This window comes from Nonomuraea recticatena, assembly GCF_039533245.1.
GTDB classification, from domain to species: domain Bacteria; phylum Actinomycetota; class Actinomycetes; order Streptosporangiales; family Streptosporangiaceae; genus Nonomuraea; species Nonomuraea roseola.
In genome coordinates this window covers 444,810-466,483 of record NZ_BAAATE010000001.1, presented here as the reverse complement: position 1 = coordinate 466,483, position 21,674 = coordinate 444,810, and the positions used below count along the sequence as shown (strand labels likewise).

At 73.4% G+C, this 21,674-nt stretch carries 16 protein-coding genes and 2 riboswitches; of the genes, 12 read left to right on the top strand and 4 right to left on the bottom strand.

The annotated features are described in order from the left end of the window. The first annotated feature begins 56 nt into the window (after positions 1–56). The 3 genes from purN (at position 57) to ABFX50_RS02125 (ending at position 2,557) form a co-directional block, all read left to right on the top strand. Positions 57–680 carry a phosphoribosylglycinamide formyltransferase gene (gene purN / locus ABFX50_RS02135; protein ID WP_183650568.1) on the top strand — a complete coding sequence of 208 codons (624 nt, stop codon included), beginning with the start codon at positions 57–59 and terminating at the stop codon, positions 678–680. After that, positions 677–2,209, top strand: coding sequence for a bifunctional phosphoribosylaminoimidazolecarboxamide formyltransferase/IMP cyclohydrolase (gene purH, locus ABFX50_RS02130; protein WP_346142735.1), 1,533 nt, complete (start codon positions 677–679; stop codon positions 2,207–2,209). Before purN ends, purH begins: the two co-directional genes overlap by 4 nt. Positions 2,210–2,374: 165 nt before the next feature. Further along, complete coding sequence (locus tag ABFX50_RS02125; protein WP_346142733.1) at positions 2,375–2,557, top strand: hypothetical protein; 183 nt, start codon at positions 2,375–2,377, stop codon at positions 2,555–2,557. On the opposite strand, the gene ABFX50_RS02120 is transcribed toward ABFX50_RS02125, so the two are convergent. The 3 genes from ABFX50_RS02120 to ABFX50_RS02110 are packed head-to-tail and all read right to left on the bottom strand — an operon-like array spanning position 2,517 to position 8,349. Beyond that, the gene (locus ABFX50_RS02120) at positions 2,517–3,455 is read right to left on the bottom strand and encodes an ROK family protein (RefSeq protein WP_346142731.1); all 939 of its coding nucleotides are present in this window, start codon (positions 3,453–3,455) and stop codon (positions 2,517–2,519) included. The genes ABFX50_RS02125 and ABFX50_RS02120 overlap by 41 nt on opposite strands. After that, positions 3,455–4,240, bottom strand: a complete 786-nt coding sequence (locus ABFX50_RS02115; protein WP_346142730.1) for a DUF7158 domain-containing protein — start codon at positions 4,238–4,240, stop codon at positions 3,455–3,457. Before ABFX50_RS02115 ends, ABFX50_RS02120 begins: the two co-directional genes overlap by 1 nt. Beyond that, positions 4,237–8,349 carry a glycoside hydrolase family 38 N-terminal domain-containing protein gene (locus ABFX50_RS02110; RefSeq protein ID WP_346142729.1) on the bottom strand — a complete coding sequence of 1,371 codons (4,113 nt, stop codon included), beginning with the start codon at positions 8,347–8,349 and terminating at the stop codon, positions 4,237–4,239. The genes ABFX50_RS02115 and ABFX50_RS02110 overlap by 4 nt, the downstream gene beginning before the upstream one ends. A gap of 104 nt (positions 8,350–8,453) precedes the next feature. Further along, positions 8,454–8,582, top strand: a riboswitch (cobalamin riboswitch). A 31-nt stretch (positions 8,583–8,613) separates the two neighbouring features. Between ABFX50_RS02110 and ABFX50_RS02105 the strand changes: the two genes are divergently transcribed. The 6 genes from ABFX50_RS02105 to ABFX50_RS02080 are packed head-to-tail and all read left to right on the top strand — an operon-like array spanning position 8,614 to position 14,311. Then, on the top strand, positions 8,614–8,805 hold the full coding sequence (locus tag ABFX50_RS02105) for a CbtB domain-containing protein (protein ID WP_183650554.1): 192 nt from the start codon (positions 8,614–8,616) through the stop codon (positions 8,803–8,805). Between the two features lie 9 nt (positions 8,806–8,814). Continuing rightward, positions 8,815–9,576: a CbtA family protein gene (locus tag ABFX50_RS02100; RefSeq protein WP_346142727.1), complete on the top strand. Its 762-nt coding sequence runs from the start codon at positions 8,815–8,817 to the stop codon at positions 9,574–9,576. A gap of 5 nt (positions 9,577–9,581) precedes the next feature. After that, complete coding sequence (locus tag ABFX50_RS02095; protein ID WP_346142725.1) at positions 9,582–10,181, top strand: histidine phosphatase family protein; 600 nt, start codon at positions 9,582–9,584, stop codon at positions 10,179–10,181. Continuing rightward, the gene (locus ABFX50_RS02090; RefSeq protein WP_346142723.1) at positions 10,178–12,253 is read left to right on the top strand and encodes a VWA domain-containing protein; all 2,076 of its coding nucleotides are present in this window, start codon (positions 10,178–10,180) and stop codon (positions 12,251–12,253) included. Before ABFX50_RS02095 ends, ABFX50_RS02090 begins: the two co-directional genes overlap by 4 nt. Position 12,254: 1 nt before the next feature. Further along, the gene (gene cobO / locus ABFX50_RS02085; RefSeq protein WP_183650542.1) at positions 12,255–12,857 is read left to right on the top strand and encodes a cob(I)yrinic acid a,c-diamide adenosyltransferase; all 603 of its coding nucleotides are present in this window, start codon (positions 12,255–12,257) and stop codon (positions 12,855–12,857) included. Between the two features lie 8 nt (positions 12,858–12,865). Next, positions 12,866–14,311 (top strand): cobyrinic acid a,c-diamide synthase CobB, encoded by a 1,446-nt coding sequence (locus tag ABFX50_RS02080; RefSeq protein WP_346143042.1) that lies wholly within the window; start codon positions 12,866–12,868, stop codon positions 14,309–14,311. Here the strand turns inward: ABFX50_RS02080 and cobN are convergent. After that, positions 14,266–17,928 carry a cobaltochelatase subunit CobN gene (gene cobN / locus ABFX50_RS02075; protein ID WP_346143040.1) on the bottom strand — a complete coding sequence of 1,221 codons (3,663 nt, stop codon included), beginning with the start codon at positions 17,926–17,928 and terminating at the stop codon, positions 14,266–14,268. The two genes, ABFX50_RS02080 and cobN, sit on opposite strands and share 46 nt — an antisense overlap. A 108-nt stretch (positions 17,929–18,036) precedes the next feature. Next, a riboswitch (cobalamin riboswitch) is annotated at positions 18,037–18,162 on the bottom strand. 57 nt (positions 18,163–18,219) lie between these two features. On the opposite strand from cobN, the gene ABFX50_RS02070 reads away from it, so the two are divergent. From ABFX50_RS02070 to ABFX50_RS02060, 3 genes are read left to right on the top strand one after another with little or no spacing between them, the layout of a single operon-like run. After that, on the top strand, positions 18,220–19,482 hold the full coding sequence (locus ABFX50_RS02070) for a precorrin-3B synthase (protein WP_346142721.1): 1,263 nt from the start codon (positions 18,220–18,222) through the stop codon (positions 19,480–19,482). Continuing rightward, entirely contained in the window at positions 19,479–20,099 is a 621-nt protein-coding gene (locus ABFX50_RS02065) for a precorrin-8X methylmutase (protein ID WP_346142719.1), read from the top strand. Before ABFX50_RS02070 ends, ABFX50_RS02065 begins: the two co-directional genes overlap by 4 nt. Before the next feature lie 5 nt (positions 20,100–20,104). Continuing rightward, positions 20,105–21,670 carry a precorrin-2 C(20)-methyltransferase gene (locus tag ABFX50_RS02060; RefSeq protein ID WP_346143038.1) on the top strand — a complete coding sequence of 522 codons (1,566 nt, stop codon included), beginning with the start codon at positions 20,105–20,107 and terminating at the stop codon, positions 21,668–21,670. Positions 21,671–21,674 lie beyond the last annotated feature (4 nt).

Below are 21,674 nucleotides of genomic sequence, written 5' to 3'. Positions count from 1 at the left end.
GGACGAGGAACAGATACCCTGGCAGCCCCACCCAAGCATGTGAATGGAGTGCGCCTGTGTCCCAGGCAGGTCGGCTTGTGGTTCTCGTCTCCGGCTCTGGAACCAACCTACAGGCCCTTCTGGATGCCGTTGCAGATCCGTCGTACGGAGCCGCGATCGTGGCGGTCGGCGCCGACCGCGACGGCATCGAGGGGCTGGCCAGAGCCGAGCGGGCGGGCGTGCCGACCTTCGTGGAGAAACTCTCCTCGTACGGCTCCCGCGCCGACTGGGACACCGCCCTCGCCGCGCGGATCGCCGCGTACAAGCCCGACCTGGTGGTGGCGGCCGGATTCATGAAGATCCTCGGGGCGCCCACCCTCGAATCCTTCCCCGTGCTCAACACCCATCCCGCGCTGCTGCCCTCCTTCCCAGGCGCGCACGGCGTGCGTGACGCCATGGCCCACGGCGTCAAGGTCACCGGCTGCACGGTCATGCTGGCCGACGCGGGCGTCGACACCGGGCCCATCGTCGCTCAGGAGGCGGTGCGCGTCTTCGACGGAGATGACGAGCACCTGCTGCACGAGCGCATCAAGACCGTCGAACGAGGGCTGCTCGTCGACACTGTCGGCCGGATGGTCCGTGAGGGCTGGACCGTGACCGGCCGTACCGTCCGCCTCGGATCTGGAGGAATGAAGAAGTGAGCCGCATTGCCATCCGGCGCGCGTTGATCGCGGTGTACGACAAGTCCGGGCTGGAGGAGCTGGCCCGTGCGCTCGACACCGCGGGGGTGGAGATCGTCTCGACCGGCGGCACCGCGGCGGCCATCGCCTCGTACGGCGTGCCCGTCACCAAGGTCGAGCAGCTGACCGGCTTCCCCGAGTGCCTCGACGGCAGGGTCAAGACGCTCCACCCGCGCGTCCACGCGGGACTGCTGGCCGACCTCACCAAGCCGCACCACGTCACCCAGCTCGAGGAGCTGGAGATCGACCCGTTCCAGCTCGTGGTCGTCAACCTCTACCCGTTCCAGGAGACCGTGGCCTCGGGCGCCTCCGACGCCGAGTGCGTCGAGCAGATCGACATCGGCGGGCCCGCGATGATCCGCGGCGCCGCCAAGAACCACGCCACCTGCGCCGTCGTCGTCGACACCGGTTCCTACGGCGAGATCTACCAGGCGCTGGAGCAGGGCGGGTTCACCCTCGAGGAGCGCAGGCGCATGGCGGGGCGCGCCTACGCGCACACCGCCGCCTACGACGTGGCCGTGGCCAACTGGTTCTCCTCGACCTACACCGGCGACAACGACTTCGCCGGGGCGGCGGGGCGGCTCAAGAGCGTCCTGCGCTACGGCGAGAACCCGCACCAGCAGGCCGCGCTCCTCGTCTCGGAGAGCGGCGGCCTCGCCAACGCCGAGCAGCTGCACGGCAAGGAGATGTCCTACAACAACTACCTCGACTCCGACGCCGCGTGGCGGGCCGCGTGGGACTTCGAGGACCCGTGCGTCGCGATCATCAAGCACCAGAACCCCTGCGGCATCGCGGTCGGCTCCGACGTCGCCGAGGCGCACCGCAAGGCCCACGCCTGCGACCCCGTGTCGGCCTACGGCGGCGTCATCGCGGTCAACGGTGAGGTGAGCGTCGAGCTGGCCAAGCAGATCGCCGAGGTGTTCACCGAGGTCGTGGTGGCTCCCGCGTTCGCCGACGAGGCACTGGCCGTCCTGACCCAGAAGAAGAACCTGCGCCTGCTGCGCTGCGCGGACCGGCCGTCCAACACCACCGAGTTCCGCAGGATCGACGGCGGCCTGCTGGTGCAGACCGCCGACAGGATCGACGCGCCGGGCGACGCCCCTGCCGCGTGGGAGCTCAAGACGGGCGAGCCCGCCTCGCCCGAACTGCTGGAGGAGCTCGACTTCGCCTGGAGGGCCTGCCGTTCGGTGAAGTCCAACGCGATCGTGCTGGCCTCGGCAGGGGCGACGGTCGGCGTCGGCATGGGTCAGGTCAATCGCGTCGACTCCTGCCGCCTCGCGGTCACCCGCGCGGGCGAGCGGGCGGCGGGCTCCGTGGCCGCCTCCGACGCCTTCTTTCCCTTCGCCGACGGGCCCGAGGTGCTCATCGAGGCGGGCGTGAAGGCCATCGTCGAGCCGGGCGGCTCGATCAGGGACGACGAGGTCGTCGCGGCCTGCGAGAAGGCCGGGGTGACCCTCTACTTCACCGGCACCCGCCACTTCTTCCATTGATCCAGAGGAGGCCACGGCCGCCGCTCACCGCTTCTGCACAGAGCGGTGGCCGTGACAAGGGGACAGGACAGTGGCGGAAGGGGGAGGTGTAAAGCGCTCCGAGCATCCTGAGACGCCGGTTAAGGTGAGTGCTTTCCCGCCTGATTCTTCCCCCGGAGTCCGCATATGCCGCTGTTCGATGCGATGCTGCAGGTTTTCGTGACCCTGAACGGGCTCTCCACGAGCCCCTTCGTTCTCATCCTGCTCGCGTTCGCGGGCGCCTTCCTCGGGGCGAAGGTCGTGGAAGTCATCCCCTACACCCGGCGGATCATCGAGCGTCGTGAGGCGCAGGCGGCGGAGCGGCAGTAGCCACCCCGCTCGACCACGCCAGCTTGGCGGCCCCCGCCAGAGCGGCCTGCACTCCCAGCTTCGAGCGGCGGATCTCGACGGCTCTGACGAAGGCGAAGCCCGTCAGCTCGTCCATCGCCCGCTCCAGCGGGTCGAACAGCATAGGGCCCGCGTTGGCGACGCCGCCGCCGATCACCACATGCGTGACCTCGATGGCGGCCGCCGTCGAGACGATCATCGCGGCCAGCGCGCGGGCGCCTCTCTCGAAGGCGGCCCGCGCCACGGGGTGCCCCGAGGCCGCGTCCCTGGCCAGCATCGCGCCGTCCGGCGTGGGACCCGCCGTCCAGCCGTTGGCCAGGGCCCATCGGACCAGGTTCGGACCGCTGGCGTAGCTCTCCACGCATCCTCTGCTGCCGCAGGGGCACGGGTCGCCGTCAGGATTGACGGTCATGTGACCGACATGTCCGGCGTTGCCCGTGGGGCCGAGGAGCGGCGCTCCGCCGATCACCAGGCCGCCGCCGATGCCGGTGGACACGACGATGCCCAGCATGGACGCGCTCTCGCCGCCCATGCCCAGCCAGTGCTCGCCCAGCGCGAAGCACTGGGCGTCGCCCGCGAGCACGGTGGGCAGGCCGGTCAGCTCCCGCACCCGCTCACGCAGCGGGAACTCCCGCCAGCTGGTGATGTTGACGGGGCTCACCGTGCCGGAGGCGAGGTTGAGCGGGCCCGCGCAGCCGATGCCGACCGCGAGGGGAGCAGGGCCGTCGGCGACGACCTCGGTGATGAGCAGGGCGAGGGCGCCGAAGACGTCCTCGCGCGGGGTGGGCACGGTGGAGGAGCGCAGGACGGCGCCCGAACGGTCGACGAGGGCCGCGGCGAGCTTGGTGCCGCCGATGTCAATGGCGAGTACGTGAGTCATCAGTGCTTGTGGTGGTTGTCGGGCTGGCGGGGGTCGCCAGGATGTTCGAGGCCGTGGACGAGCCGCACGCGGGTGGCGCGCTGCACGTCGAGCCATTGGACGAAGACCCGCCTCCTGGCGGCGGCCACGAGGTCGGCGGACGCCGGAGCCGTGGGCTCCGAAGCAGAGGACCGCGGAGCGGCGGGCCCAAGGGCCGTGGGCTCCGGGGCGAGGGGCGCGGGTTCGGCGAGGGCGACGTGCCAGCCGAGTGCGTCGCGGACGGGCCCTGCGAGCGTGCCGTACGGCGTGCCGCGTACCGCCTGCGCGATCGCCGACGGCAGCGAGCCGAGCGGGATCGCGCCGAGCGGCTCCAGGTCGGCCGGTGTCGCGGCCGCCGCCTCCGCCAGGTCGGCGAAGAGGGCGTGCCGTACCCGGTGGAGCGCGGGGGCGGGCGGAGGAGGGGCGGACGACCAGGCGGAGGGCACCTCGGCCGAGGCGGTCACGGCCTGGTGGACGGCCCGCACCCACGGGCTGCCGTTGTAGGCGGCGGCGTTGATGGAGCCGAGCTCGACGGCGGCGAGCCGGTCGAGCGGCGGACCCTCCAGCGGAGCGAGCCCTCTGGACAGCGCCTCCCGCTCGCACAGCACCTCGGTCAGGATGACCTGGGTGACCCAGCGGGCCATCTGGCGCTCCTCCGAACTGCCGGGGACGGGCAGGGCGGCGTGAAGCGGGCCCCGCCTCAGGTCGCGGAGCCGGGTGTCCAGGACGTCGTGGGGGACGGCCTGGCCGTCGACGAGCCCGATCATCGGGTGACCTCCAGGGGGACGGCGGGAGCGTACTGGCAGCGGCCGAACCACATGACCTTGGCCAGCGCCCACGAGCGGAGTTCGGCGGCGTCGGCGGGGACCGTGACGGGGAAGCGGACCTCCGCCTCGGAGCCGGGCGCGACGGTGAACGCCTGGATGACCGAGGGGAGCAGCTCCCACGTCCCGTAGGGCGAGGCCAGCTGCGCCTCGCCCCTGATGGTCCCTGCCGTGGTGTTCGCCAGCCGTACGACCAGGGCGGTCGTGTCGCCGGGACGCAGGGAGAGCGACTCGGTGACGGGCGTGACGGTCAGCCCCGTGGGCAGGGCCCGCGCGCTCTCGGCGCCCTGGGCGGCCACGCCGTCCTCGGGGACGGTCGCGATCGGTGCGGGCAGCTCGGGGGCGTCGCCGAGGGCGACCGTGACGACGTCCTCGACGAGCTGCCCGTCCGTGTCGGTGCGGACGGCGACGAAGTGGAGGCCGTCTCCCGCTCCTTGGCCGGGGGTGACGGTGACGGGGAAGCGGACGTGGCCCCCCGGTTCGAGGCGGAACACGCGCCGCGCGGGGGCGGCGCTCCAGCCGTCGGGCAGGTCCACGGTGACCACGCCCTCGTGGGCGGTGTCGACCAGGTGGGAGGAGAGCACGACGTCCAGCTCGAACGGCTCGCGCGAGGTGACCAGGCCGGGGGAGGCGGCGATGCTCACGGGCAGGTAGCCGAGCGGCGCGGGGCCCTTGTTGTGCAGCCAGTAGCGGCTGTGAACGGGCTGGGCGAGCTCGGCGGTCATGCCCAGCTCCTCGCCCTCCGTGTGGAGCGGCGCGGGCGTCAGGAAGGTGGCGACCTCGGAGCCCGCGAGCCGCAGCTCTCCAGGGTCGGCGGGCTCGCCGGGGGTCTCGAGCAGGTCCGACGTGGTCAGGCCGCCGAGGTCGAGCACGGGCGAGTGCAGCGCGGCGCTCGTGCCCAGCCCCGTGGACTCGGCGAGCCTGATCGTCACGCCGTCCCCGGAGGCCGTCGTGCCGTGCGCCAGCGGGTTGCCCGTGGCCTTGACCGTGCTGAACAGCACCTCGCGAGGCGGGTCCGCGCGCAGCAGCGAGTGCGAGGGCGGCAGGTCGCCGTCCTGCGCGGAGACCACGCGCGGCAGCAGCGGGGTGATGAACTCCTGCCCCGCCGAGGGGAGCGCGAGCGCGCGCCAGTCGCCGTCGCCTGCCGCCAGCGCGTAGGAGAACTCGTGCGTCCAGTGCTGGAGCTGGAAGCCCGACCCGTCAGGCGTCGTACGGCGCGGCGGGTCCACCCACACCCCCGAGGGCCACCCCGTGCACGACCGCATCAGTGACAGGTGCAGCGCCCCCGAGGGATCGACGGCGAAGCCCGGCAGGCCGTAGGTGAGCAGCGCGACCGTCCTGTCCTCCAGCACCTCCTCGCCCAGCGGGCAGGTGGCGCGGATGACCGCGCCGTCCAGCAGCGGGTCGCCGGGGTCGGCCACGATCAGCGCGGGCAGCGCGCGCACGTCGCGCAGGTCGGCGCTGGGCCGCCACACCTCGGTCAGCGGCCGCTCCGCGGGCACCCACACCCTGCTCGCGCCTGACTTCAGCGCGTCGAGGTAGGCGGGGTCGCTGCGCGCGAGCAGCTCGGCGGCCAGGGGGTTCACGTCGGGCCCGCCCAGGACGATCCGGACGTCGGGCAGGTTGGAGTCGACGGCGAGCCAGCCGTACCTGCTGCCCGACGCCGTCGAGGTGGTCGCGGTGACGCCGACCCTGGCCAGCGCCACGACCAGGTCGCGGGCCTCGGGAGCCGCGGCTTCGGAGGCGGCGACGATCTCGGCCACGCCGATCGCGCGCGCCCCCGCGCCGCCGAGATCCACCCTGGCGGTGGAGGACAGGCCGAACCACGTGTTGGCCGGGTTGTCCAGTGTCCAGGGATGCTCCGCCGCGTCGGTGTCGGGCAGCGCGAAGCCCCTGCCCACGACCGCGCCGGCCACGTCGGAGACGGGGAGCGCGCCGGGGACGTGGGCGGGGAAGCGCACGCGTAGCAGCCGGTCGGCACCCGAGTAGTCGAGGACGCGGGTGGCGAACTCGACCCTGTCGGCGACGAGCGTGACGGTCTGCTCGTAGGTGAGCTCGCCGAGCGCGCCGGTGACGACCAGGCGAGCGCCGAGCGGGCTGGTCTGCGCCCTGACCTCGGCGGTGGTGTCGCCCGATGCGGCGACGCGGCCGGTGGGCATCAGGTGCCATGGGCCCTCGCCCATGTCGGGGTGCTGGGGGTACTCGTCGTACAGGCGCAGCTCGTTGCCGAGCCCGGTGAGGAGCTCGCGCCCTTCGCGCAGGACGGAGGTGAGGGCGCCGCCGCGCGCGGGGTCGGCGGTGAGACGCCACTGGCCGTTCTCGATGGTGTGGCCCTCGACGGAGGTCCAGCCCTCGGCCTCACCCGCGACGACAGGGAAGCTCCTCCAGCCCATGGACGGCACGTCCTTCGCCAGGAAGACCTGCGTGCCGTCCTCGGCGACCGAAGGGGCGTCGACGCGCAGCCCCGGCTCCAGCCGCACGCGGACCACGCCGTCGCGGGCGAAGGAGAGCGTGTTGGCGACCACCACGGCGCGGCCGTCGGCCTCCACCCGGGCCACGAGCGCGTCGAGGGCCCTGTCGCGGGCGTCCGCGGCCAGGTCGTAGGCCTCGCGCCAGCCGGTGAGCAGGTCGAGGTAGACCTGGTCGGACTCCGAGCCGGTGATCGCGTCGTGGTGCGCGCCGTAGGCCAGCTGGCGCCACACCTTGTCCATCGCCACGTGCGGGTAGCGGCCAAGGCCGAGCAGCGACGCGAAGGCGGCCAGCCGCTCGGCGTCGAGCGCCGCCACCTCGGCGGCGCGCTGGGCCTGCTTGGTGTCGATGTAGGAGACGTCCTTGCCGGTGTAGACCGGGTTCATGTCGCGCGTCTGGGGGCTGAAGGCGCTGGCCTCGGCGTGGACCGCGGCGAAGAAGTCGTGCGGCACCGCGCACACGAACCGCGGCCAGACGTAGCGCTCGGCCCATGACCGGTGGATCTCGGTGACCCACTTGTTCGGCGGGGTGTAGTCGGTGCCGACGGGCAGCAGGACGTTCCTGGTCGCCGCGACCGGCTTCAGCGCCCTGAACAGCTCGTGGACCGCCCGGCACGCCTCCTCCAGCGTCGCGGAGGAGTCCATCCACCAGCCCGCCGAGTAGTGGGCGGGCATGTAGTGCGTCACGACGCCGAGCCCAGAGGGGGAGATCCACTCGAACTCGCTGGGGAACTGCATGAGCGTGGCGTCGGCGTGCGCCTGCCCGAAGTTCTTGTTGATCGGGCCCCACTGGTGGAAGGGGCCGCGCGCCCACGCGCTGCCGGTCAGTCCGGCCGCCGCGAGGTAGCCGGGGAACTGCGGGTCGTGGCCGAATGAGTCGAGCTGCCAGGCGGTGCGCGGCACGCCGCCGAGGATGTCGCGCTGGTAGCCGATGCCGTAGACGATGTTGCGGATCGTGGTCTCGGCGCCGGTCAGGTTGGTGTTGGGCTCGTTGTAGGTGCCGCCCATCAGCTCGACCCTGCCCTCGGCCATGAGGCGGCGCAGCTGTGTCCTGCGCTCGGGGTGGAGGTCGAAGAACGGCTTGAGGTAGTCGATCTCGGCGAGCACGAACTTGTAGTCGGGGTCACGCTCGGCCAGCGCCAGGTGCGCCTCGACCAGCGCGAAAGCGTTGCCCTCCCACAGCGGCCTGGTGGTGGCGTCGCCGGAGAGCAACTCCCACGGGCTGGTGTAGGCCGCCTGTGTGTTCCACCACACGGGGTCGTAGTGGAAGTGCGACACCATGTGCATCGTCCAGCCGGGCTCCTCGACCGTGACGTCCACGGTGAGAGTGTTGTCACCCGCGGAGACGGCGCACGGCACCGTCGAGCCCAGGAGGGCGCTCACCGCCAGCGGGACTTCGACGACGACGGTCGCGTTCCCGCCCGGCACCACCGCGCGGCCCGCCACGGCCACCCCTTCGCCGCGCACCACCACCTCGGCCTCGCGCTCGCCCTGCTCGGCGGTGACGCGCAACACCTGATGGGGCTGTGCCTCCGTCCCCACGAACAGGTCGGTCGACTCGGCTGACAACAGACGTGCGGGCACTGACTCTCCCTTGGGAGCGGGGCTCTGTCGCCGTCACCCTAGGTCTTCGGAAGATCAATGGCAACGTTGTCATAAGCGCCGTCGATGTTGACGAGATCCGGAGGAAGAGATACGTTCCGGGAGATTTCGCGGCGAATCAGGGGAAATCCGGTGAGATGCCGGTGCGGACGCGCCACTGTATCCGGGGCCACAACCTCGGGAGCCAGGTCACCTGACCGCTGCGACCTCACCTAGCGGGACGCGTCATCCCTGAGGAGGCTCTACATGAGTGGTCTGTCCACGTCTGCGAACCCGATTCCGCTCCACCGTCTTGCGCGCTGGCTGCTGGCCGTGCCCGTTCTGATGCTGCTCGCCTACCTCGTCCTGATGGACAACGGCGCGATCTCGCAGACCGGTACGTTCCTGCACGAGCTGATGCACGACGGGCGTCACCTGCTCGGCGTGCCGTGCCACTGAGGCCCGGCCGTGATCAGAACCCTGCTGGTCAGGGGACTGCTCGTCGGGCTGCTCGCGGGACTCGTCGCCGGAGGCTTCGCCTTCCTCGCCGGTGAGCCGCACATCGACAGCGCCATCGCGCTGGAGGAGGCCGCAGCGGCGGCCGCCCCCGGCGACGGCGCGTCGGCCCCGCACTCGCACGAGGCGGGGGCGCCGGCGGAGCATGACCACGGCGAGGGAGCCGTGGTCGGCAGGCCGGTGCAGCGCGCCGGGCTCTTCCTCGCGACCGGCCTGTACGGCGTGGCGGTGGGCGGCGTGTTCGCCCTCGCCTTCGCCGGGCTGCGCGGTCGCGTGGGACCCCGCTCCGAGCCCCTGCTGGCGATCGCCGCCGCCGCGACCGCCTTCGGCGCCATCGTCCTCATCCCCTTCCTGAAATATCCGGCCAACCCGCCCGCGGTGGGCGACCCGGAGACCATCACCGCCAGGACCCTGCTCTACGTGGTGATGGTCGCCGTCGGGCTCGCCTCCGTCGCGATCGGCGTCGCGGCCGCCCGCAGGGTCACCGTCCAGGAGGTGTGGGCGCGCGGCCTGGTCGGCGGCGTGTGCTTCCTGGTCCCCGTGGTGGCCGCGTGGGTGCTGCTGCCCACCGTGGACGAGGTGCCCTCGGGCTTTCCCGCCTCGTTGCTCTGGGACTTCAGGGTCGCCTCCCTCGGCACCCAGCTGGTCTTCTGGGCGGCCTTCGGCGCGCTGTTCGCGCTGGCGGGCGAGCGCGCGAAGGCACGGGTCGGCTGACCGGCGTGCTGTTCGTCCGGCACGCCTCCACGCCAGGGATGCGCGGCGCGCGCTTCCCCTCGGGGAGTGAGGGCGCCGACCCGTCGAGCCTGGAGGCGGCGGCGCGCCTCACGGCCTCACTCGGCTCCTTCGGGACGGGGCCGGCGTTCGTGTCGCCCGCACGGGCGGCGTGGGAGACGGCGGTGGCGATGGGCTTCGAGCCCGTGGTCGTGGCGGCGCTGGCCGAGCAGGACCACGGCAGGTGGTCCGGCCTGCCGTACGAGGAGGTCGCGGTGCGGGAGCCCGAGTCCTTCGCCCGCTGGCTGGCCGACCGGGACGCCGCGCCGCACGGCGGCGAGTCGCGTTCGGCGGCGGCGGAGAGGGTCGCGCGCTGGCTGGACGAGCGGTACGAGCAGGAAGGCGACAGCGGCGCCGGCCGAAGCGCGAGCGGCGGCCGGGGGAGGGCGGTCGTCGTCTGTGACGTGGGCGCCATCAGGGCCGCGCTCGGCCACGCGCTCGGGGCCGATCCTGCCCCCTTCGACCTCGCACCGCTCTCCCTCACCCAGTTGTCCGCCGCCCGCGAGGGGTGGCGGATCGGATACGTCAACCGAAAGGCCGCCTCGTGACCTATCCCTTCAGCGCCGTCGTCGGGCTCGACGATCTCAAGCTGGCGCTGGTGCTCAACGCCGTCTCGCCCCGCGTGGGCGGCGTGCTCGTGAGGGGCGAGAAGGGCACGGCCAAGTCGACCATCGTCAGGGCGCTCGCCGCCCAGCTGCCCGCCGTGGACGTGCTGGCGGGCTGCCGCTTCGCCTGCGACCCGCTGCTGCCCGACCCGCAGTGCCCCGACGGGCCGCACGAGCCGGGCGAGCAGGCCGTCACCAGGTCGGCCTCGCTGGTGGAGCTGCCGGTGGGCGCGTCGGAGGATCGCCTGGTCGGCTCGCTCGACCTGGAGCGGGCGCTGACCGAGGGCGTCAAGGCGTTCGAGCCAGGACTGCTGGCGGCCGCCCACAGGGGCGTCCTCTACGTGGACGAGGTCAACCTCCTGCACGACCACCTCGTGGACCTGCTGCTCGACGCGGCGGCCCTGGGCACCTGCTACGTGGAGCGCGAGGCCGTCTCGGTCCGGCACGCGGCCAGGTTCCTGCTGGTCGGCACCATGAACCCGGAGGAGGGCGAGCTGCGTCCCCAGCTCCTCGACCGCTTCGGGCTCACCGTCGAGGTGCGGGCCTCGCGCGACCCCGCCGAGCGGGCCGAGGTGGTACGGCGGCGCATGGCCCACGACACCGACCCCGACGGCTTCGCCGCCGGATGGACCGCGCAGGAGGCGGCGCTGGCCGAGGGGATCGCGGCGGCGAGGGAGCGGCTGGCCTCGGTGGAGCTGCCCGACGCGAGGCTGCGCCAGATCGCCGAGGTGTGCGCGGCCTTCGAGGTGGACGGGCTGAGGGCCGACCTGGTCACCGCGCACGCCGCGGTGGCGCACGCGGCGTGGCGGGGCTCACCGGTGGTGACCACGCAGGACGTGCGGGTGGCGGCCAGGCTGTCGCTCCCGCACCGGCGCAGGCGCGACCCCTTCGACGCGCCGGGGCTGGACGAGCAGCTGCTGGAGGACCTGCTGGCCAGGACCTCCGGCGACGAGAGTCCTGACGACGAGAACCCTGACGACGACGGCCCAGGAGGCTCCCGAGACCCCGACGGCGCCCACGGCCCCGACGACTCCCGGGGCGCTGAGGGGCCCGAGGGCTCGGACGGTTCCGACGGGTCGGGCGGGCGCGACGGCTCGGGTGACCGGCGTGGCGCCGACGCCGTCGGATCCGGCGGCGAGGAGGCGTCTTCCCGCGACCGACCCTCCCGCGACCGACCCTCCCGACCGGAAGCCCCCCGAGAGGAGGACTCCGGCGAGGGGGGCGGGGAAGTGGCGGGTGTGGCGGCGCCGTACCGGGTGCCGTGGCTGAAGGTGCCCGGCCTCGGCGACGGCGCCTCGGGGCGGCGGTCGAGGGCGCGCACCCCGCACGGCCGCACCACCGGCGCGCGCGTTCCCGAGGGCCCGCTCCGCTCGCTCCACCTCACCGCCACGATCGCCGCCGCCGCGCCGTACCAGCGCGAGCGCGGACGCACCGGGCCCGGCCTGCTCGTCCGAGGAGAGGACCTGCGCGAGGCGGTGAAGGAGGGCAGGGAGGGCAACCTCGTGCTCTTCGTCGTCGACGCCAGCGGCTCCATGGCCGCCCGCAGGCGGATGACCACCGTCAAGACCGCCGTCATGAGCCTGCTGCTGGACGCCTACCAGCGGCGCGACAAGGTCGGCCTGGTCACCTTCAGGGGCGCCGCCGCCGAGGTGGCGCTCCCTCCGACCTCGTCGGTCGAGGCGGGCGCGGCGCGGCTGCGCGCGCTGCCCACGGGCGGGCGCACCCCGCTGGCGGCGGGCCTGGCCCGCGCGGCCGAGATGCTGAGGGTGGAGCGGCTGCGCGACCCCGACCGCAGACCGCTGCTCGTGGTGGTGACCGACGGGCGCGCCACCTCGGGCGGCGACGTGGGCCGCGCCGCGGCCCTGCTCACCGGTACGGCCGCCGTCGTCGTCGACTGCGAGAGCGGCCCCGTACGGCTGGGCCTGGCAGGACGCCTCGCGGCGAGGCTGCGCGCCCACCTCGTCCCGCTCGACGGGATGGACGACCTCATCCGCGACTACAGGAAGGCCGGTTGACATGCCGCAGGGCAAGCCGGAGATCGTCCCCGACGACGGGCTCACCACCCGCCAGCGCAGGAACAGGCCGCTGCTGATCGTCCACACGGGCCCTGGCAAGGGCAAGTCGACGGCGGCGTTCGGGATGGCGCTGCGCGCGTGGAACCAGGGCTGGCCGATCGGGGTGTTCCAGTTCGTGAAGTCGGCCAAGTGGCGCATCGGCGAGGAGCGGGCGCTGCGCGTGCTCGGCGACTCGGCCGAGGGTGGCGCCGTCACCTGGCACAAGATGGGCGAGGGCTGGTCGTGGATCCAGCGTCCTGGCACCGAGGACGACCACGCCGCCGACGCCCGCGAGGGCTGGGAGCAGATCAAGCGCGACCTGGCGGGGGAGACCTACAGGTTCTACGTGCTCGACGAGTTCACCTACCCGCTCAAGTGGGGCTGGCTGGACCTGGACGAGGTGGTGGAGACGCTCGCGGGCCGTCCCGGCGGCCAGCATGTCGTGATCACCGGCAGGGACGCGCCGGAGAAGCTGCTCGCGGTGGCCGACCTGGTGACGGAGATGGGCAAGGTCAAGCACCCCATGGACGCGGGCCAGAAGGGACAGAAGGGCATCGAGTGGTAGTGCCGCGCCTGGTGATCGCCGCGCCCGCCTCGGGCAGCGGCAAGACGACCGTGGCGACGGGACTCATGGCGGCGCTGCGGGCGCGCGGGCTGCGGGTCTCGCCGCACAAGGTGGGCCCCGACTACATCGACCCCGGCTACCACGCGCTGGCCACCGGACGGCCTGGCCGCAACCTCGACCCGTGGCTGACCGGCGAGTCGACGGTGCGGCCGCTGTTCCTGCACGGCGCCCGCGGCGCGGACCTCGCCGTGGTCGAGGGCGTGATGGGGCTGTTCGACGGCAGGGGCGACACCGATGTCGCCTCGACCGCGCACGTCACCAGGCTGCTGGACGCCCCTGTCGTCCTCGTGGTGGACGCCGCCCGTCAGAGCAGGTCGGTGGCGGCCGTCGTGCACGGGTTCGCCACCTTCGACCCTCGCGTGCGGGTGGGCGGCGTCATCCTCAACAGGGTGGGCTCCGACCGGCACGAGGAGCTGTGCCGGTCGGCGCTGGCCGCGGCGGGGGTGCGGGTCATGGGCGCGCTGCGACGCGACGACGCCGTCTCCACGCCCTCGCGCCATCTGGGCCTGATCCCCGCCGCCGAGCGTGAGGCCGAGGCGGTGGCGGCGGTGGAGAGGCTGGGCGAACTGGTGGCCCGCTCGTGCGACCTGGAGGCGCTGGTACGACTCGCGCGGACGGCTCCCGCGCTGCCCGGACGGCCGTGGAGCCCGGGCGAGGCGCTGGCCACTCCTGCGGGGGGCATGCCCGAGGCTGCGGGGGGCGTGCCCGAGGCTGCGGGGGGCGTGCCCGAGGCTGCGGGGCACGTGCCCGGGGGCAGCCGGGCGGAGGCCTCGGCCGGTGCGCCGCGAGGCGGTCGCGGCAGCGGGCCGGTGGTCGCGGTGGCCGGGGGCGCGGCGTTCACCTTCGGGTACGCCGAGCACGCCGAGCTGCTCCAGGCGGCAGGGGCCGAGGTGGCGACCTTCGATCCGCTGCGCGACGAGGCGTTGCCGGAGGGGACGGCGGGCGTCGTGATCGGCGGCGGCTTCCCCGAGATGTACGCCGCCGACCTGGCCGCCAACGAGCCGCTCAAGCGGCGGATCGCCGCCTTCCCCGGCCCTGTCGCGGTCGAGTGCGCGGGGCTGCTGTACCTGTGCGAGAGCCTCGACGACCACACCATGTGCGGAAAAATCCCGGCGAAGGCGGAAATGACGCCCAGGCTCACCCTCGGCTACCGCGACGCCGTCGCCACCCGCGACTCGCTGCTCACCCGCGCGGGCGAGCCGTACAGGGGGCACGAGTTCCACCGGACGGCCGTGACCACGGACGGCGAGCCGCTCTTCCGGTGGGAGGGCGGCGGAGACGGCCACGGCGACCCGCTCCTGACCGCCTCCTACCTGCACCTGCACTGGGCCGGCACGCCGAGCGCCGCTCAGCGGCTGGTGTCGTCCTCCAGGTCGCCCTCCGCCTTGAGGTAGGCCTCCTGCAGGTCGCGCAGCACGTCAGGGTCGGGGTGCTCCCACATCCCCCGTTCGGCGGCCTCCAGCAGGCGCTCGGCGATCCCGTGCAGCGCCCACGGGTTCGACCGCTCCATGAACTCCCTGTTCTCGGGGTCGAGCACGTACGCCTCGGTGAGCTTGTCGTACATCCAGTCGGCGATGACGCCGGTGGTGGCGTCGTAGCCGAACAGGTAGTCGACGGTCGCGGCCAGTTCGAAGGCGCCCTTGTAGCCGTGGCGGCGCATCGCGGCCAGCCAGTTCGGGTTCACCACCCGCGCCCTGAAGATCCGCGAGGTCTCCTCCGACAGCGTGCGCGTCCGCACGGCGTCGGGGCGGGTGCTGTCGCCCACGTAGGCCGCGGGGGCGCGGCCCGTCAGCGCCCGTACGGTCGCCACCATCCCGCCGTGGTACTGGAAGTAGTCGTCGGAGTCGGCGATGTCGTGCTCGCGGGTGTCGATGTTCTTCGCCGCGACCGCGATACGGCGGTAGGCGCTCTCCATGTCCTGGCGGGCGGGCACGCCGTCCAGGTCGCGGCCGTAGGCGAAGCCGCCCCACACCGCGTACACCTCGGCCAGGTCGGCGTCGTCGCGCCAGTTGCGGCTGTCGATGAGGGGGAGCAGGCCCGCGCCGTACGCGCCGGGGCGCGAGCCGAACACGCGCATCGTGGCCCTGCGCTCGTCGCCGTGTCCCGCCAGGTCGGCGGCGACGTGGGCGCGCACGTGGTTGTCCTCGGCGGGCTCCTCCAGGGCGGCCACCATGCGCACCGCGTCGTCCAGCATGGCCACCACGTGCGGGAAGGCGTCGCGGAAGAAGCCGCTGATGCGGACCGTCACGTCGATGCGCGGACGGCCGAGCTCCTCCAGCGGCACGGGTTCGAGCCTGGTGACCCGCCTCGACGCCTCGTCCCACACCGGGCGCACGCCGAGCAGCGAGAGCACCTCCGCCACGTCGTCGCCCGCCGTGCGCATCGCGCTGGTGCCCCACACCGACAGCCCCACCGAGCTCGGCCACTCGCCGGTCTCGGCGCGGTAGCGGGCCAGCAGCGACTCCGCCATCGCCTGGCCCGTCTCCCACGCCAGCCTGCTCGGCACCGCCCTCGGATCGACCGAGTAGAAGTTCCTGCCGGTCGGAAGGACGTTGATCAGGCCGCGCAGCGGGGAGCCGCTGGGCCCTGCCGGGACGTAGCCGCCGTCGAGCGCGTGCAGGAGGTGGTCGATCTCGTCGGTCGTCCTGGCCAGCCTGGGGACGACCTCGGTGGCGGCGAACTCCAGGATCCGCGTCACCGTCTCCCGCCCCGCCCCCGGCTTTCCTCCGAGCGTGGGATCCCGCTCGGAGAGGCCGGCAGGCCCTGTCGTGCCGAGGATCGACTCGGTCACCTCGGAGGCGGCGGCGGGGTCCCAGCCCCTGGCCTCCATGCCCTCGACCAGCGCCCTGGCGCTCTCCTCGGCGGCGTCCACGTCGCCCAGGCCCGCGCTGCCGTCCTCGGCCAGACCCAGCGCCTCCCTGAGCCCCGGCAGTGTCTGCGCGCCCGCCCACATCTGGCGGGCGCGCAGCATGGCCAGCACCAGGCTCACCCGCGTCGCGCCCTCGGGGGCGGCGCCGAGCACGTGCAGGCCGTCGCGGATCTGCGCGTCCTTCACCTCGCACAGCCAGCCGTCCACGTGCAGCAGGAAGTCGTCGAACTCCGCGTCGTGCGGGCGATCGGCCAGCCCCAGATCGTGGTCGAGCCTGGCGGCCTGGATCAGCGTCCAGATCTGCGCCCTGATCGCGGGCAGCTTGGCCGGGTCCATCGCGGCGATCGAGGCGTGCTCGTCGAGGAGCTGCTCCAGCCTGGCGATGTCCCCGTACGTCTCCGCGCGGGCCATCGGCGGCACCATGTGGTCCACCAGGACGGCATGGGCCCTCCGCTTGGCCTGCGTCCCCTCGCCGGGGTCGTTCACCAGGAACGGGTAGACCAGCGGCAGATCGCCCAGCGCCGCGTCAGGACCGCACGCCGCCGACAGCCCCGCCGACTTGCCCGGCAGCCACTCCAGGTTGCCGTGCTTGCCGACGTGCACCATCGCGTGCGCCCCGAACTCCGCCGACAGCCACCGGTAGGCGGCCAGGTAGTGGTGGCTCGGCGGCAGGTCGGGGTCGTGGTAGATCGCGATCGGGTTCTCGCCGAACCCCCGGGGCGGCTGCACCATAACCACGACGTTGCCCGCCCTGAGCGCGGCCAGGACGATGTCGCCCTCGTGCGTGAACAGCTCGCCGGGCGGCGGGCCCCAGTGCCGCTCCATCGCCTCGCGCAGCTCCTCGGGGAGCGTGCCGTACCACTCGAGGTAGGTGGCGGAGGGGATGCGCACGGGGTTGGCGGCCAGTTGCTCCTCCGTCAGCCAGTCCTGGTCCTGCCCGCCCGCAGCGATGAGGGCGTGGATCAGCGCGTCGCCGTCCTGCCCTGCCACGCCGGGCAGGCCCTCGCCCAGGTCGTAGCCCGCCTCCGCCAGCCTGGCCAGCAGCTTCACGGTGCTCGCGGGGGTGTCGAGGCCGACCGCGTTGCCGATCCTCGAGTGCTTGGTCGGGTAGGCCGACAGCATCACCACGAGCTTCTTGTCGGCGTTCGGGACGTGCCTGAGCCTCGCATGCCGTACGGCGGTGCCTGCCACGCGGGCCGCGCGCTCGGCATCGGCCACGTAGACGGTCAGGCCGTCCTCATCCACCTCCTTGAACGAGAACGGCACCGTGATGATCCGGCCGTCGAACTCGGGGATGGCCACCTGCGAGGCGGCGTCCAGCGGGGACAAGCCGTCGTCGTTCTCCTCCCACGCCTGCCTGCTCGTGGTCAGGCACAGGCCCTGCAGGATGGGGATGTCCAACTCGGCCAGCGCGCCGACGTCCCACGCCGCGTCGTCGCCACCGGCTCCTGCGGTCGCCGGCCTGCTGCCCCCCGCCGCCAGCACGGTCACCACCAGCGCGTCGGCCTGTCCCAGCACGAACAGCAGCTCGGGCTCCGCCGTACGCAGCGAGGAACAGAAGACGGGCAGCGCGCGCCCGCCCGCCTCCTCGATCGCCTCGCAGAGAGCGCGGACGAATGCGGTGTTCCCTGCCAGATGATGCGCCCGGTAGTAGAGCACCCCCACCACGGGCCGCTCCGCACCGCCCCCCTCGCGGAGGCCGGCGGCGGATCGGGGCTCTTCGTCGAGCAGGCCCCACGTCGGCGTCGGTTCGGGGGCGGCGAACCCGTGCCCGGTCAGCAGCACCGTGTCCGACAGGAAGGCGTGCAGCTCGGCCAGGTTGCCGGGGCCGCCGTGGGCGAGATAGGCGTGCGCCTCGGCACACGTGCCGCCGCTGACCGTGGACAGCTCCATCAGCTCGGCGTCAGGCGCCTGCTCCCCGCCCAGCACCACCACCGGCCTGGGGCCGGCGAGCAGCCGGTCGAGGCCCTCCTCCCACGCCCTGCGCCCGCCGAGCAGCCGCACCACCACCAGGTCGACGCCCTCGACGAGCGCGGGCAGCTCCTCGGGTGTCAGCCGTGCGGGGTTCCCCAGCCGGTACGCGGCGCCACTCGCCCTGGCGCTCAGCAGGTCGGTGTCGGAGGTGGAGAGCAACAGCACCAGGGTCTGGGCGTCGGGGGTCGCCTGTGACGGGGTTTCGGGGGTCGCCTCGGACACGGCGGAACTCCTCCCTCGGGGTCCTCGCCCCGGTCGCGGGTGTCACGAGAGCGGGAGTCTCCTGGCTTCCGGATCGACGCTCACCCCGGCCTTCCCGTCCGTCGCCGGACAGTGGCCTTCGGTGGGGTTCGCTCCCCGGTTACAGTGGCGGGACCGCGCCGGCATCGCACCGGCTTCCTCCGTTCGCCCTCGTCTGCGATCAGCCTAGAGGGTTTTGGACGGGTTACCATCCTCCCCGTGGACATAGCCGACTTTTACGGACATGTGCGCCCTGACGCCTGTCCAGGGGCGCTACAGGTCCACACCGCCGCGGACGGCGCCCTCGCCCGCATCCGCATCCCGGGCGGCGCGCTGTCCGCGACCCAGCTGCGAGAGGTGGCCGCCTGCTCCGCCGAGCTGGGCTCGGGCGTCATCGAACTGACCTCCCGCGCCAACCTCCAGCTCAGAGGCCTTCCCCCCGCCGACGCTCCATCGGCGACGGAGGCGGGGGCGTTCGCCGCTCGGATCGCCGCAGTGGGGCTGCTGCCGTCGGAGACGCACGAGCGCGTGCGCAACATCCTCGCCTCGCCGCTGGCCGGGCGGGTGGAGGCGTCTCTGGTGGACGTGCGTCCGCTGGTCACGGCCCTGGACCGGGGGCTGTGCGCGAGCCCTGAGCTGACCGGGCTGTCGGGCCGGTTCCTCTTCGCCCTCGACGACGGCACGGGCGACCTGCTCTCCATCGGCGCCGACGTGACCTTTCTGGCCACCTCGCCCTCCGGCGGCCTCCTCCACCTCGGCGGGGCGACGGCCGGGATCCCGGTGCTCGTGGACGAGGTGGTCCCGTCGATGCTCGCGGCCGCCTCGGCCTTCCTCGAGCTGTCCGGCGGCACGGCCTGGCGCGTCGGTGACCTCCCCGACGGCCCCGCCCTGCTCGCTTCCCGCCTGCTCCACGGCGGGCCGGCCGCGTCGAGGGACGAGGGCGGGTCACCGGGCGGTCCCTCCCGGGAGATCGCGAGCTTACGGGCGCCGGACGCGCGGGTGGTCCCGCAGCGGGACGGGCGGGTCGCTTTGGAGGTGGTGGTCCCGCTCGGACGGCTCTCCGCGGACCAGGCCAGGGCGCTGGCCGACGTGGCCGACGAGGTGCGGGTCACGCCCTGGCGGACGGCCGTCCTTCCCGACCTCCGTCCCGAGGACGTCGAGCGGGTCGCCGACGAGCTCACCACGGTGGGGCTGGTCACCGGGTCCGGCACTGCCTGGGCGGGGCTCAGCGCCTGCACAGGGAGTCCCGGGTGCGCCAAGTCGCTCGCCGACGTCCAAGGTGATGCCAGGCGGTGGGCCATGGGCACACGAGAGCCGTCCACGCCGGCCGTCCCCGACGATGTCCTCGTTCACTGGGCCGGGTGTGAGCGGCGGTGCGGGCGCCCGAAGGGGGAGGTCGCCGACGTGGTCGCCACCCCGACCGGCTACCGGGTCGGGCACGGCAGGAAGACAGAGAAGACAGAGACCAGAGGGGACATGTGAGCGACTACATCCGTGACGGCGCCGAGATCTACCGGCGCTCGTTCGCCACCATCCGTGCGGAGTCCGATCTGAGCGGTCTGCCGCAGGACGTCGCGCAGGTGGCCGTTCGCATGATCCACGCCTGCGGCATGACCGACCTGGTGGCCGACCTCGGTTACTCGGAGAAGGTCGTCGCCGACGCCAGGCGGGCGCTGCGGGACGGCGCGCCCATCCTCTGCGACGCCATGATGGTCGCCTCCGGCGTGACCAGGAGCCGCCTGCCGCGCGACAACGAGGTGGTCTGCACGCTCGGCGATCCGAGCGTCCCCGCGCTGGCCGAGAGCATGGGGACCACGCGCAGCGCGGCGGCGCTGGAGCTGTGGCGCGACAGGCTCGACGGCGCGGTGGTCGCGGTGGGCAACGCGCCGACGGCCCTGTTCAGGCTGCTCGAACTGGTCGAGGAGGGCGCGGGACGGCCCGCGGCGGTGCTCGGCATCCCCGTGGGCTTCATCGGCGCGGCCGAGTCCAAGCAGGCGCTGGCGAGCAGCGGCCTGGAGTATCTGGTGGTGCACGGCCGCAGGGGCGGCAGTGCGATGGCGGCGGCCGCGGTCAACGCGATCGCCAGTGAGCGGGAGTGAACACGGTGGCGGGACGGCTGTACGGCGTGGGCCTGGGGCCTGGCGATCCCGAGCTGGTGACGGTAAAGGCGGCCAGGCTGATCGGCCAGGCCGACGTGATCGCCTATCACAGCGCCAGGCACGGCAGGAGCATCGCGCGCTCGATCGCGCTGCCGTACATGCGGGAGGGGCAGGCCGAGGAGCTGCTGAAGTATCCGCTGACCACGGAGAGCACCGACCATCCCGGCGGCTACCAGGGCGCGCTCGACGACTTCTACGCCGAGTGCGCCGACCGGCTGGCGGCCCATCTCGACGCGGGCAGGGACGTGGTGGTGCTGTGCGAGGGCGATCCGCTCTTCTACGGCTCCTACATGCACATGCACAAGCGGCTGGCCCATCGCTACGAGACCGAGGTGGTGCCGGGGGTCACGTCGGTGGCGGGGGCCGCCGCGGTGCTGGGGCGTCCGCTGGTGGAGCACGAGGAGACGCTGACCGTCCTGCCTGGCACGCTTCCCGCCGAGGTGATCGCCGAGAAGCTGAGGAGCGCGGACTCGGTGGCGGTGCTCAAGCTGGGGCGGACGTTCGAGAAGGTCAGGGACGCCCTGGCGGAGGCCGGGCGGCTCGACGAGGCCTGGTACGTCGAGCGGGCGACCACGGCGAACCAGCGGATCGAGCGCCTGAAGGACGTGGATCCTGCGAGCGTTCCCTACTTCTCCCTGGCGATGCTGCCCAGCGGCAGCAGGCGCGCCGACCTGCCGGCGCTCTCCGCGGACGGCACCCGCGACGAGCCGCGGCTTTCCGCAGGCCGCGACGAAACGTCGGGGCTTTCCACAGGCCGCGACGAGGGGCGTGGCGAGGGGGACTGGGCGGGGGTGGCCGTGGTCGGGCTGGGGCCCGCCGGCGAGCAGTGGCTCACCCCCGAGGCCCACCAGGTGCTGGCCGAGGCGACCGACCTGGTCGGTTACGGCCCCTACGTGGACAGGGTGCCGCAGCGGCCGGGCCAGATCCGGCACCGCACCGACAACAGGGTCGAGGCCGAGCGCGCCGCGCACGCCCTGTCGCTGGCCCGCGAAGGCCGCAGGGTGGCCGTCGTCTCCTCGGGCGACCCCGGCGTGTTCGCGATGGCGAGCGCCGTGCTGGAGGCGGCGGAGGACTTTCCCGGCGTCCCCGTGCGGATCGTCCCCGGGCTGACGGCCGCGCACGCCGTGGCGAGCAGGGCAGGCGCGCCGCTCGGGCACGACTACTGCGTGGTCTCCCTGTCGGACCTGCTCAAGCCGTGGGAGGTGGTGGCCGACCGGCTGCGGGCCGCGGCCAGGGCCGACCTGGTGCTGGCGATCTACAACCCCGCCTCGCGCAGCCGTACCTGGCAGGTGGGGGCCGCCCGCGACCTGCTCATGGAGCACCGCGACCCGGCCACCCCCGTGGTGATCGGCCGCGACGTCGGGGGCCCGCAGGAGACGATCACCGTCACCACGCTCGGCGAGCTGGACCCCTCGCAGGTGGACATGCGCTGCCTGCTCATCATCGGCTCCTCCACCACCCGTGCGACGGACGGCGGCACCGTCTACACCCCGCGCCGCTACCCGGCGTGAACCC